We start from the raw sequence: 12,733 nt of genomic DNA, 5'->3' as shown, positions 1-12,733 counted from the left end.
CGGGCCGCGGGGCGGCAGGGAGCATCCGGTGATCGTCTCTCTCGTCACTTTACGGACAGAACGCCGGACGGGCATACCGACCCCGTCCGGCGTTCCGCCGTCGCCCTGCTGTTCAGTTGTCCTGCTCCGAACCTCGCAGGCTCAGTTTTCGCAGGCGCCAGCCCTCGCAGGCCCTCAGCCCTCGCAGGCGCCAGCCCTCGCGAGTGCTCAGCCTTCACGGGCTCGGTCGGCGCAGGCTCAGTCCTCGCTGGAGGCGCTGGCGCTGGGCAGCTTCGTCTGGATCAGGCCCATCACCGAGGAGTCCGTGAGCGTGGAGACATCGCCCAGCTCGCGGTCCTCCGCGATGTCGCGCAGCAGGCGCCGCATGATCTTCCCGGACCGGGTCTTGGGCAGCTCGGCCACCGGCAGGACCCGCTTCGGCTTGGCGATCGGCCCGAGCACCGCGCCCACGTGGTTGCGCAGCTCAGCCGAGAGGTCCGCCGACTCCTCCGCCGTGCCGCGCAGGATCACGAACGCCACGATCGACTGACCCGTCGTCTCGTCGGCGGCGCCGACGACCGCGGCCTCGGCGACGGCCGGGTGCGAGACCAGCGCCGACTCGACCTCGGTGGTCGAGATGTTGTGCCCGGACACCAGCATCACGTCGTCGACCCGGCCCAGCAGCCACAGGTCGCCGTCGGTGTCCTTCTTCGCACCGTCACCCGCGAAGTACTTGCCCTCGAACCGCGACCAGTAGGTGTCGATGAAGCGCTGGTCGTCGCCCCAGACGGTGCGGAGCATCGAGGGCCACGGCTCGGTGATGACCAGATAGCCGCCGCCACCGTCCGGCACTTCGCGCGCCTCGTCGTCGACGACCGTCGCGGAGATACCCGGCAGCGCACGCTGGGCGGAACCAGGCTTGGTCTCCGTCACTCCGGGCAGCGGCGAGATCATCATCGCGCCGGTCTCGGTCTGCCACCAGGTGTCCACGATCGGGCACTTGTCGGCGCCGATGTTCTTCCGGTACCACATCCATGCCTCGGGGTTGATCGGCTCACCGACCGAGCCGAGGACCCGCAGCGACGACAGGTCGAACTTGGCGGGGATGTCGTCTCCCCACTTCATGAACGTACGGATCGCGGTCGGCGCCGTGTAGAGGATCGAGACGCCGTACTTCTGGACGATCTCCCAGAACCGGCCCTGGTGCGGGGTGTCCGGCGTGCCCTCGTAGATCACCTGGGTCGCGCCGTTGGCCAGCGGCCCGTACACGATGTACGAGTGGCCGGTCACCCAGCCGATGTCGGCCGTGCACCAGTAGACGTCCGTCTCCGGCTTGAGGTCGAAGACCGCGTGGTGCGTGTACGCCGCCTGGGTGAGGTAGCCGCCGGACGTGTGCAGGATGCCCTTCGGCTTCCCCGTCGTGCCCGAGGTGTAGAGGATGAACAGCGGGTGCTCGGCGTCGAAGGCCTCGGGGGTGTGCTCGGTGGACTGGCGTCCCACGAACTCGTCCCACCAGACGTCCCGGCCCTCGGTCCACGCCGTGTCCTGGCCCGTGCGCCGCACGACGAGCACATGCTCGACGTCCGGGCACTTCGTCACGGCCTCGTCGATCGCGGGCTTGAGCGCGGACGGCTTGCCGCGCCGGTAACCGCCGTCGGCCGTGATGACCAGCTTGGCGTCGGCGTCCTGGATACGGGAGGCGACGGCGTCCGCGGAGAAGCCGCCGAACACCACCGAGTGGGCGGCACCGACGCGGGCACAGGCGAGCATCGCCACCACCGCTTCGGCGATCATCGGCAGATAGACGGCGACCCGGTCGCCCTTCGCGACACCCAGCTCGGTGAGCGCGTTCGCGGCCTGCGACACCTCGTCCTTGAGCTGCGCGTAGGTGATCGACCGGCTGTCGCCCGGCTCACCCTCGAAGTGGATGGCGACGCGGTCGCCGTTGCCGGCCTCGACGTGCCGGTCCACGCAGTTGTACGCGACGTTCAGCTCGCCGTCGGCGAACCACTTCGCGAACGGTGGATTCGACCAGTCGAGCGTCTCGGTGGGCTCGGTGGCCCACGTCAGCCGCCGGGCCTGCTCGGCCCAGAAGCCCAGCCGGTCCGCTGCCGCCTGCTCGTACGCCGCCGCTGTCACGTTGGCGTTCGCGGCCAGCTCGGTGGGCGGCGCGAAACGCCGCTCCTCCTTGAGCAGGTTGGCCAAGCTTTCGTTGCTCACGAGATCGCCCTTTCGACAAAGCCTTGTGTCCCAGGTCTAGCTCATCAGCCCGTGAGCCACTCTGACAAGGGCTCACGCCAATCAATTGGTTTAGACCTCTGCTCGGGAGGCTCGGCGGAGGCGACCTGAGGTGCGGCCGGGGCGGGGCCGGGAGGCGATCCGGCGCTCGTCGCCCCCGGAGTTCGGCCCGCATCGGACTGCGTCAGGCGGGAGCCACCTGGGCGAACACCCCGTCGGGCTCAGGGGCGCCGGTGAGCAGATACGCCTGGGCCTCGCCGACGTGGAAGTACATGCCGTGCAGCTCCAGCGTGCCCTCCGCGAGCCGGCGCGCGACCGAGGCGTGCGCCCGCAGATGCTCCAGTTGCTGGATGACATTGGTCAGGCAGAGCTGCTCCACCGCATCGGCCGGCATCCGCCCGGAGATCCGCGCCCAGGAGTGATGGCGGCTCAGCATTCGGTCCAGGCTGGGCTGACCGTGCCGCAACCACCGCCGCAGAGGCGTGTCCACTGGGGTGCCGGTGCCGGTGCCGGTGCCGGTGCTGGTGTCGGCAGTGGTGTCTGCGTCTGGGCTCGTTTCAGCTTCGGTTTGGGTGCTCGTGCGGGCGCTGTCGTTCACGAGAGCCGTCATGGCACCGCAGCCGGAGTGTCCGCAGACGGTGATCGAATCGACCCGCAGGATGTCGACCGCGTACTCGATCGCCGCCGCCACCGAGTCGTCGGAACCCTCCGCGCCGGGCAGCGGTACGAAATTGCCCACGTTCCGCACAGTGAACAGGTCCCCGGGACCGCTCGACGTGATCATGCTGGTCACCAGCCGGGAGTCGGCGCAGGTGAGGAAGAGCTGCGAAGGCCGCTGGCCCTCCCGCGCGAGACGTGCCAGTTCGCCCCGGACCAGTGGCGCGGTGTCACGCTGGAACGAGCGCAGACCACTGGCCAGTTGGCGGCTACCCGCTTTCCCGGATGCGGCCTCTGTGACAGGAGCGGCGGCGGACGCGGGCACGGCGATCCGGCTGCCGTCCCGGCCTGTCACCTCGACCGTTCCGCCCTGGGCGACATGCGCCTCCCGCCAGTGCTGGAGCGTCTCGTACGCCGCGTGGTCCATGAACGAACCGTCCAGCTCCACCACCGCGGTCGCCCCTGACGGGATCTGCCCGAGCGTCCGGCTCAGCCGGGGCACGGCCAGGAACGTCAACTGCCCACGCGCCTTCAGCCGGTGGCGCCCGCCGTCCTCGTGGAGGGTGATCCTGGTTCTGGCCAGGCGGTGCAGGGCCACACCGACAGCGACGGCGATTCCGGCCGCCACCCCCTCCAGTACGCCGAAGCCCACGACCCCGGCGACCGTGGCCCCGTACGCCAGGAACTCCCGGTGCCTGTGCACGTTGCGGATGTGCGCGTAGCTCACCATCTGGAGGCCGACCACCATCACCAGCGCGGCCAGTGCGGCCAGCGGCATCCACTCCAGAACGCCGACCAGCAGTCCTGCGGCGATCAGCATCCATACGCCGTGCAGCACGGTGGAGGCACGGCCGGTGGCGCCCGCCCGGACATTCGCCGTGCCCCGCACGGCTCCGCCGGACACCGGCAGCCCGCCGAGCAGCCCGGACACGGTGTTCGCGACGCCCTGTCCGCGCAGTTCGCGGTCGAGGTCGGCGCGTCTGCCCGCGGCCCCGGGGCGGTCGGCGGCCAGCTTGTCCACGGCCACCGCCGACAGCAGCGACTCGAGACTCGCCACCAGCATCACCGTGAAGACGGCGCCGAGCAGACCGAGCACCGGCCCGTGCGGCAGTTCGGGCAGGGCGTGTGCCCGCCAGGACGGGAGGTCGACTCGCGCGATCCCGGGTGCGGCGACAGCGGCCAGCGCGGTGGCCGCCGCGACCGAGGCGAGGGCGGCGGGGATTCTGCGCAGGGCGCGTCCGGTACGTCCGGGGATCCGCGGCCACAGCACCAGTACGGCGATGGTCAGCCCGCCGATCAGGGGTGCGGCCGGAGCGACGCGGGCGAACTGGCCCGGCAGGGCGAGGGCGTTGGCGACGGCCGAGCTCTGGGGCGTACCGCCGAGCACGATATGCAGTTGGGCGAGCGCGATGGCGACACCGATGCCGGCCAGAGTGCCGTGCACGATGGCCGGGGAGACGGCCAGTGCACTGCGGGCGGCGCGCAGGGAGCCCAGGACCAACTGGAGCAGGCCGGCGCCGACGGTGATGGCGCAGGTCGTGCGCCAGCCGTAGTCCTGGATGAGTCCGGCCGTCACGACGGTCAGTCCGGCTGAGGGGCCAGTGACCTGGAGTGCGGAACCCCCGAGCAGTCCGGCGACGATGCCGCCGACGGCCGCCGCGAGCAGTCCGGCTTCGAGCGGGGCGCCGATGGCGACGGCGAGCCCCAGGGACATCGGCACCGCGATCAGGAACACGGTGATCGAGGCGGACAGATTTGCTCCCGAAATCGGGAAGCGGGACCGATGGCCGTCTCCGCCCTGCGGTGGCCCGTGCGGTGGGTGGACGCGAGCGGTCGGCGAGAAGTCGGAATCTGTGTTGTCGGTACGGGTGGGGACGTAGGCAGGCATGGTTTCCGTCTCCTCCGGGGCAGCGTGGTCGCGGAACAAGTCGCGGAACAAGTCGTGGAACAAGGGGATGTGGGCGGCCGTACGCGGTGGTGGGTCACGGCGTGCAGCGGCGGGATCATCAACTCTCGGTAAATAGATCGTAATCCAGAGTAAAGTCAGGGAGTGGACATTAGGGTCAAATGGTCGAGTTGTTCACTCGATTCGGTGATTGAGCGGCTTTAACGCACTCCAGTTCGAGTAAATATTTCCGGTCGAAGTGCGGGACGGAGGAGGGGCCGGGGTGAGCTGTCCGCTCGCCCCGGCCCCTCCCGGCTGCATCCCCTGGCGGTCCTGCCGCCTCCGGGGCATCCCGGACGGGGCGTCAAGAAGCGGCGCTGACCTCGGCGTACCGCTCGCTGAGCACGAAGGCCGGGTCGACCTGGGACGCCAGGTCGGCGCCCGTCCTCTCGTTCCCCCAGCTCTCCGCGTTCTTCAGGTGGAAGTGCACCATCTGGCGCGTGTAGCGCTCCCAGTCCCGGTGCGCGTAGCTGTCTTCCGCGGCGTCCTGGAGCGACTGAAGCGCGAGGCGGTTCTCCGCTTCCAGCATCTCGAAACGCGGCGGGCGGCCCTTCTCCATCGCGCGGACCCAGTCGGAGTGGCCGACGGTGATGAGCAGGTCGTCACCGACCTCGGAGCGCAGGAACTCCAGGTCGTCCTTGTCGCGCACTTTGTTGCCGACGACCTTCAGCGCGACACCGAAGTCCCGTGCGTACTCCTTGTACTGGCGGTAGACGGAGATGCCCTTGCGGGTCGGCTCGGCCACCAGGAACGTCAGGTCGAACCGGGTGAACATGCCGGAGGCGAAGGAGTCCGAACCGGCTGTCATGTCAACGACGACGAACTCCTCGGGGCCGTCGACGAGATGGTTCAGGCAGAGCTCGACCGCACCGACCTTCGAGTGGTAGCAGGAGACGCCGAGGTCCGACTCGGTGAACGGCCCCGTCGCCATCAGCCTGATCTCGCCGTCGTCCAGCGTGACGGGGCGGGCGCAGGCGTCGTAGACCGGATTGTCCTCACGGATCCGGAGCAGCCGGGAGCCGGCGCCCGGCGGAGTCGTTTTGATCATCGTCTCGGCCGAGGCGATCCGCGGATTGGAGCCGCGCAGGTATTCCTTGATCAGCGGAAGGTGCGCGCCCATCGCGGGCAGCGCGGCGGATTCCGCGTCGTCGAGACCGAGCGCGGCACCGAGGTGCTGGTTGATGTCGGCGTCCACAGCGAGGACGGGTGCCTCGTTGGCGGTCAGGTGGCGGATGAAGAGAGAGGACAGCGTGGTCTTGCCGCTGCCGCCCTTCCCTACGAAAGCGATCTTCATGTTCACAAAGGGTAGTCGGGTGAATGCGGTGCGTGGGTACTGTGAGTGAAGAAGACCACTCCAAGGTGGGGTTGCTGCTATGGACGCGTAGCCTCGCTTCCTATGACTGCGTTCTCCCGGAAGGCGGCCGCCGGAGCCCCGGTGACTCCTCCAGATCACTCAGATCCTCTCGCCGCCCTGGGCCAGCTGCCGGGTGTCGGCGCCGCTGTCGACTCCGTACGCAAGGCGGTCGACCGGGTCTACGGGCACCGCGTCATGCGGCGGCGCAGCACCGAGATCACAGGTGAGGCTGCGCTGCGCGCCTCGCGCGGGTCGGCCGCGCTGTCGGGTGCGGACTGGGCGCTGGAGGAGGTGCGCCGGCGGACCGATTTCGGCGGTGATCCCGAGGCGCTCACCGTCGGTGCGGCGCTGCGGCTGTCCGCTGAGGCGGGTCAACTCCTGTCCATCTGGCGGCAGTCGCCGCTGCGCGTGCTGGCCCGGCTGCATCTGGTGGCGGCTGCGGACTCCGGTGACGCGGTCGGCCGTCCGCGGCTGGCGGGCGAGAAGGCGGACGAGCCGCTGATCGAACTGCCGCTGCCCGGGGCCGACGAGGTGTCCGCCCGGCTCGAGGGCCTTTCTCAGCTGGTCATCGCCGGGAGCGCGGCGCCGGCCCTGGTGACGGCGGCCGTGGTGCACGGTGAGCTGCTCGCGCTGCGCCCCTTCACGTCGTACAACGGCCTGGTCGCGCGGGCCGCCGAACGGGTCGTGCTGATCAACAGTGGGCTTGACCCCAAGTCCATCTGCCCTGCGGAGGTCGGCCACGCGGAGCTGGGGCGCGCGGCGTACGTGGCGGCGCTGGACGGTTATGCGTCGGGAACCCCGGAGGGCATGGCGGCGTGGATCGTGCACTGCGGTCGCGCGGTGGAGCTGGGCGTCCGGGAGTCGACGGCCGTGTGCGAGGCGCTGCAGCGCGGGGCGGCCTAGCGTCTTCGCCCGGCCGGGCTGTGGGCGATACGGCTCACTGGGCACAGGCTCGTCGCGCAAAAATGCGGCGGCACCGAAAGGTGCCGCCGCTGACACGTCCACCGGGTTACCAAGCGTCCTCGAAAATTTGCCCATCAGGCCGGGAGCTTCGCCCGTTTACCTGGTGCGGCTGGCCCGTAATCGACGGGTCGACGTCGCGTGGGTACTCAGTTTTCGTGCTCGGTCCGTGGGGCCTTCTGCGGTTTCAGGTGATCCTCTCGGATGTCCTTGGTCTCGCGGGCCGTTGATTCCTTTGTACTCCTCACCGCTGGGCGAGGGGAAGCCCTTGGTCCGCTTCTTTACTTTTGCTCTCAAATGCGGGCAAAGGATCCACGTCGAATTGAGCTCCGGCCGCCCCGGTTCACGTACCAGACGAGCCCGGCCGTGGCTGCCGCAGCGCCGATCGCGGCTGCGGCGACCAGGGCGGGCCGGGGCGGCATCCGCAGGGCGGGAAGCCGCTGCTTGAGCCGGACCGGCCGGTTGAAGACGAGAATCGGCCATTCGCGGGCGCCCGCTTCGCGGCGCAGCGCCCGGTCCGGATTGACCGCGTGCGGGTGCCCGACCGACTCGAGCATGGGGACATCGGTCGCCGAGTCGCTGTACGCGTAACAGCGTGCCAGGTCGTATCCCTCGGAGGCGGCGAGTTCCTTCACGGCCTCGGCCTTGGTGGGGCCGTAGGCGTAGTACTCGACCTCGCCGGTGAAGCATCCGTCGGCGCCCACCACCATGCGGGTGGCGACGACCCGGTCGGCACCGAGGAGCTCACCGATCGGCTCGACCACCTCGGCGCCGGAAGTGGAGACGATCACCACATCGCGCCCTGCGGTGTGGTGTTCCTCGATGAGGGAAGCGGCCTCGTCGTAAATGATCGGGTCGATCAGATCGTGCAGGGTCTCGGCGACGATCTGCTTGACCTGCCGGACGTTCCAGCCCTTGCAGAGGGCGGAGAGATACTCGCGCATCCGCTCCATCTGGTCGTGGTCTGCGCCACCTGCCAGGAATACGAACTGGGCGTACGCGGTGCGCAGTACAGCCCTGCGGTTGATCAGGCCGCCTTGATAGAAGGACTTGCTGAAGGTCAGCGTCGACGACTTGGCGATGACTGTCTTGTCGAGGTCAAAGAAGGCAGCGGTACGGGGCGACGAGTGGTTTTCCACGAGTCTGAGCATAGGTGCCCGCCATTCGGCTTACGCGGCGGCGCGTGGGTTTGCCTGAGAAGGCTCTCGGGTACACCATGGAAGTCACGGATCGTTCGCGACCGTGTTATCCCCGTCCGGCTCCTCCCCCCCCGAGTCGGACGTGGGGACGACCCCAGCTCTCCCCCCCCGGCTGGGGTCGTCGCATGTCCGGACACGTTTTCGGGTGTGCCCTCCGTGTCGGTGACGGCTCCGAGGTCATCTGCGGCACTCTCCTCCGGTCGGCTGTGCTGGGTCTCAATACTGGATACGCGTGACGCTGCGTAGTCGTTGCGCTCCTCTCCGGAAGTCACCGATAAGAGTGGGGGAGATATTCACAACCGGTGAGTTGTCCACAGTTTTCGAGCAAGATCCACTTAATTTCCCGGATCCCTGCACGGTGATTCTCATCGCGAAGTCAGCGGCTGTTCGCTGCGGCTTCGCGGCCTGAAGGAATCACTGTCGGAGGGGGCGGAATCGTGGCTGGATCCATCACACCTGATCGGTTGCCGACGGCCGAGCGGCGCCGGGACGGGCCGCTGATCGTCACCGAGGACGCGGTGCTCCTCGACGACCTGCTGCGGCTGTGCGCCGCTGCCGGAGCCGAGCCGGAAGTGCATCACGGGGTGCCCGAGCACAAGGGCGGCTGGGAGAGCGCACCTCTGATCCTCGTCGGGGACGACGCGGCTGCCCGGGTGCGCGGGAGCACCCGCAGACCGGGGGTGTATCTCGTGGGCAGGGACCAGGACGACCCCGATGTCTGGCAGCGGGCCGTCGAGATCGGGGCGGAGTATGTGCTGCGGCTGCCGGACGCCGAGAGCTGGCTCGTCGAGCGGATCGCGGACGTGGCCGAGGGGGCCGGGGACCAGGCGCTCACCGTCGGAGTGATCGGCGGCCGGGGCGGCGCGGGGGCTTCCACCCTGGCGTGTGCGCTGGCGGTCACAGCGGCCCGGAGCGGCCGGCGCACCGTGCTCATCGACGGTGACCCACTCGGCGGCGGCCTCGATGTGCTGCTCGGCGGCGAACACGTGCAGGGCAGACGGTGGCCGGATTTCGCCCGTTCCAAGGGGCGGGTCGCCGGGAGCGCCCTGGAGGAATCCCTGCCGGAAGTGCACGGGCTCCGCGTCCTCAGCTGGGACCGGACGGACGCCGTGGTGATCGCGCCGGAGTCGATGCGGGCGGTTCTGGCGGCCGCACGCAGGGGCGGTGGCGCCGTGGTCGTGGACCTGCCCCGGCGGGTCGACGAGGGAGTCGCCGAAGCGCTCGCCCAGCTCGATCTCGGGCTCCTGGTGGTCCCGGGAGAGCTCCGGGCGGTTGCTGCCTCGGCCCGGGTGGCCTCCATGGTCGGCATGGTCCTCCAGGACCTGCGAGCAGTGGTGCGCGGCCCCTTTGCGCCGGGGCTGGACGAGGAGTGGGTGGCGCGGGCGCTGGAGCTGCCACTCGTGGGTGAACTGCCGTCCGAGGAAGGGCTCCTCGCGGCACAGAGCGGCGGTGCTCCGCCGGGTGGTCGGGCCAAGGGACCGCTGGCCGGCTTCTGTACGGCGTTCTGGGCGCAGGCCCTGTCGGGGCGAGGTGCCTCATGAACACGGCACAAGCGACCGGCGGGACGGCGTCCCCGGTGGGTACGCCGCCTCTGCTCGACGCCGTACGGCAGCGGCTCGCCGAGAGCGGGGCCGAGCCCACACCTGCCCGCGTGGCAGCGGCGCTCCGCGCCCAGGGGCGGCTTCTGGGGGACGCCGAGGTGCTGGGGCACGCGGAGGAGCTGCGGTCCGAACTCGTCGGCTCGGGACGGCTGGAGGCCCTGCTGGCCGATCCCGCCGTGACCGATGTGCTGGTCGCCGCCCCCGACCGGGTGTGGGTCGACCGCGGCGCCGGACTCGAACTGACCGATGTGGCCTTCCCCGACGCCGCGGCTGTGCGCCGGCTGGCACAGCGGCTCGCCGCGGTGGCCGGGCGGCGGCTCGACGATGCCAGGCCCTGGGTGGACGCCAGGCTGCCGGACGGGACACGGATGCATGCGGTGCTTGAACCGGTGGCCGTCGGATCGACGTGCCTCTCGCTGCGGGTGGTGCGGCCGAAAGCCTTCTCACTGGAGGAGCTGGTGGCGGCGGGCACGGTCCCGCCGGGCGGCGGCCAGGTGCTGCGGGCGCTGATCGAAGCCCGGCTTTCGTTCCTGGTCAGCGGCGGTACGGGCTCGGGCAAGACCACCCTTCTCTCGTCCCTGCTGGGCCTGGTCGGGCCGGCCGAGCGGATCGTGCTGGCGGAGGACTCGTCAGAACTGCGCCCTGAGCATCCGCACGTGGTGCGGCTGGAGTCGCGACCGCCGAACCAGGAGGGCGCGGGCCGGGTGACCCTGCGGGATCTCGTCCGCCAGGCCCTGCGGATGCGGCCGGACCGCCTGGTGGTGGGCGAGGTGCGCGGGGCCGAGGTCACGGAGCTGCTGGCCGCGCTGAACACGGGCCATGAAGGAGGCTGTGGGACTTTGCACGCGAACGCCGCATCCGACGTTCCGGCCCGCCTGGAGGCGCTGGGGACGGCGGCGGGCCTCGACCGGGCGGCCCTGCACAGCCAGTTGGCGGCGGCGCTCGCGGTCGTGGTGCATCTCGTACGGGACCGGAGCGGCCGGCGCAGGGTCGCCGAGGTTCATGTGCTGGAGCGGGACGCGACGGGGCTGGTGCTGACCGTGCCGGCGCTGCGCTGGGGAGTGGACGGCTTCACCGAGGGGCGGGGGTGGCCCAGGCTGCGGGCCATGATCGGGGGCGTGTCGTGACGGCTCTGGTCTTTCTGGCGGTGCTCTGCGCGGGCGCTGCCCTGTGGATGCTGGCCGTGCGGGAGCGTGGACTGCGCAGGGGGCGGCTGCTGTTCGCGGGCGGTCCGGCGGCCCGTGCGCAGCCGTGGAGCGACTGGTTCCGTGGCCGGGTGCCCGCCCGGGTGCGGCCGGAGTGGCTCTGTCTGGTGGTCGCAGGGGCTGTGTCGCTCCTGGGTGCGTCGGTGCTGCCGCTCCTGGTGGGGGCGGTGGGGATGCCGCTGCTGAGGAGGCGGCTGCGGGTCGTGGCAGCGGCGCGGGACGCCCTGGCGCGGACCGACGCGGTGATCTCGCTGTGCGGGTCGGTGGCCGCCGAACTGAGGGCCGGTAAACAGCCCGGAGAGGCGTTGCTGGCCGCCGGGCGTGGTTCGGGTGCTCTGGGGGCCGCCGAGGCCGCGGTACTGGCAGCGGCGCGGTTCGGCGGGGATGTGTCCGAGGCGCTCCGGCGGGCCGCACGGGAGCCGGGCGCGGGTGGTCTGCGGGGCGCGGCCGCCTGCTGGCGGGTGTCGGTGGACGGAGGCGCCGGCCTCGCGGCCGGACTCGAAGGGCTGGAGGGCGCGCTGCGCGCCGAGCGCGACCAACGGGCCGGTCTCCGGGCGGAACTGGCCGGTGCCCGGTCGACGGTGCTGGTCCTCGCCTTGCTTCCGGCGGGCGGCCTGTTGCTGGGCACAGCGCTCGGAGCCGATCCGCTGGGGACCTTGCTGCACACCCCGGCAGGGCTGTGCTGCCTGCTGGCGGGCGGGGTGCTGGAGAGCGCGGGGTTCTTCTGGGCGGGGCGGATCGTCCGGGCCGGGGAGGACGTGTGAGCGGGTCCGCGTCGGGCGGCGTCATGACGGGTGAGGTTGTCCACAGCCTGGGGGTGGCGCTGTGTGCTGTCGCAGCCGCGGCCCGACTGGGTCTTGCCTGGACCGGGCGACGGCATGAACGGCTGTCACGCAAGCGGGCCGCATCATTGCTGGCCGTGGCACCGGAGCGGGTGGCACGGCGCCCCGGGTACGGGGTGTGGGCCGCCCGGTGGGGTCCTCCGCTGGCCGCGGTGGCCACCGGGTGCGTCCTGGTCGGTGGATGGGTGGGGTGCGTGCTCGGCCTCGCCGCCGGATACGGGGTGCGACGCCTGCAGCTCAGACGTTCGGTGACGGGAGCTGATGAGGCTCTGGCGAAGTCGGCCGCACGTGAACTGCCGCTCGCGGCTGAGCTGCTGGCGGCGTGTGTCGCGGCCGGTGCCGGCCCTCGGGAGGCGGCCGAGGCGGTCGGGGAATCGCTGGGCGGACCGGTAGGCGACGCACTGGCCCGGGCGGCGGCTGAGCTGCGGCTCGGCAGTGAACCCGCTGAAGCCTGGGGCCGGGTCGGTTCGCTACCGGGGGCGGGCGCCTTGGCCCGCTGTCTGGAGCGGGCCGCGTCGACCGGGGCCCCGGCCGCCGATTCGGTGGCCCGCCTCGCGGCCGGACTCAGGGCCGACCGGGCCAGAGCAGCCAAGGACAGGGCAGGCCGGGCGGGCGTTCTGATCACCGGGCCGGTTGGCCTCTGCTTCCTGCCCGCATTCCTGGCGGTGGGTGTCGTGCCCGTGGTGGTCGGCCTGGCGGGCCATCTCCTGAAGGGGAGTTGATGAACTCAAGTTAAAGCGGGGCAAATTGCCG

9 protein-coding genes are annotated in these 12,733 nt (G+C 70.8%); 5 read left to right on the top strand and 4 right to left on the bottom strand.

Annotated elements, in window-relative coordinates; translation table 11 throughout:
* Positions 1–237 precede the first annotated feature (237 nt).
* From acs to OG510_RS16595, 3 genes are all read right to left on the bottom strand, one after another.
* Positions 238–2,199, bottom strand: coding sequence for an acetate--CoA ligase (gene acs, locus OG510_RS16605; protein WP_406137687.1), 1,962 nt, complete (start codon positions 2,197–2,199; stop codon positions 238–240).
* Between the two features lie 202 nt (positions 2,200–2,401).
* On the bottom strand, positions 2,402–4,762 hold the full coding sequence (locus OG510_RS16600; protein ID WP_406137686.1) for a bifunctional SulP family inorganic anion transporter/carbonic anhydrase: 2,361 nt from the start codon (positions 4,760–4,762) through the stop codon (positions 2,402–2,404).
* Positions 4,763–5,123: 361 nt separating this feature from the next.
* Positions 5,124–6,113: an ATP-binding protein gene (locus OG510_RS16595; protein WP_406137684.1), complete on the bottom strand. Its 990-nt coding sequence runs from the start codon at positions 6,111–6,113 to the stop codon at positions 5,124–5,126.
* A gap of 102 nt (positions 6,114–6,215) precedes the next feature.
* Here OG510_RS16595 and OG510_RS16590 point away from each other — a divergent pair, with 102 nt between their 5' ends.
* On the top strand, positions 6,216–7,076 hold the full coding sequence (locus tag OG510_RS16590; protein WP_164258821.1) for a Fic family protein: 861 nt from the start codon (positions 6,216–6,218) through the stop codon (positions 7,074–7,076).
* A gap of 350 nt (positions 7,077–7,426) precedes the next feature.
* Here OG510_RS16590 and OG510_RS16585 read toward each other — a convergent pair whose 3' ends face one another.
* On the bottom strand, positions 7,427–8,284 hold the full coding sequence (locus OG510_RS16585; protein WP_406137682.1) for an HAD family hydrolase: 858 nt from the start codon (positions 8,282–8,284) through the stop codon (positions 7,427–7,429).
* Positions 8,285–8,769: 485 nt separating this feature from the next.
* Here OG510_RS16585 and ssd point away from each other — a divergent pair, with 485 nt between their 5' ends.
* Genes ssd through OG510_RS16565 form a run of 4 tightly spaced genes read left to right on the top strand, consistent with a single transcriptional unit; the run spans position 8,770 to position 12,702 of the window.
* Positions 8,770–9,873 carry a septum site-determining protein Ssd gene (gene ssd / locus OG510_RS16580; protein WP_406137681.1) on the top strand — a complete coding sequence of 368 codons (1,104 nt, stop codon included), beginning with the start codon at positions 8,770–8,772 and terminating at the stop codon, positions 9,871–9,873.
* Positions 9,870–11,060 (top strand): TadA family conjugal transfer-associated ATPase, encoded by a 1,191-nt coding sequence (locus tag OG510_RS16575; protein WP_406137680.1) that lies wholly within the window; start codon positions 9,870–9,872, stop codon positions 11,058–11,060. Before ssd ends, OG510_RS16575 begins: the two co-directional genes overlap by 4 nt.
* A 47-nt stretch (positions 11,061–11,107) precedes the next feature.
* Entirely contained in the window at positions 11,108–11,902 is a 795-nt protein-coding gene (locus tag OG510_RS16570) for a type II secretion system F family protein (protein WP_406142419.1), read from the top strand.
* Positions 11,903–11,925: 23 nt separating this feature from the next.
* Complete coding sequence (locus OG510_RS16565; RefSeq protein WP_406142418.1) at positions 11,926–12,702, top strand: type II secretion system F family protein; 777 nt, start codon at positions 11,926–11,928, stop codon at positions 12,700–12,702.
* Positions 12,703–12,733: the final 31 nt, after the last annotated feature.

Source organism: Streptomyces sp. NBC_01089 (genome assembly GCF_045162975.1).
In the GTDB taxonomy this organism is placed as follows: Bacteria; Actinomycetota; Actinomycetes; order Streptomycetales; family Streptomycetaceae; genus Streptomyces.
This window is presented reverse-complemented; position numbering and strand designations above follow the sequence as displayed.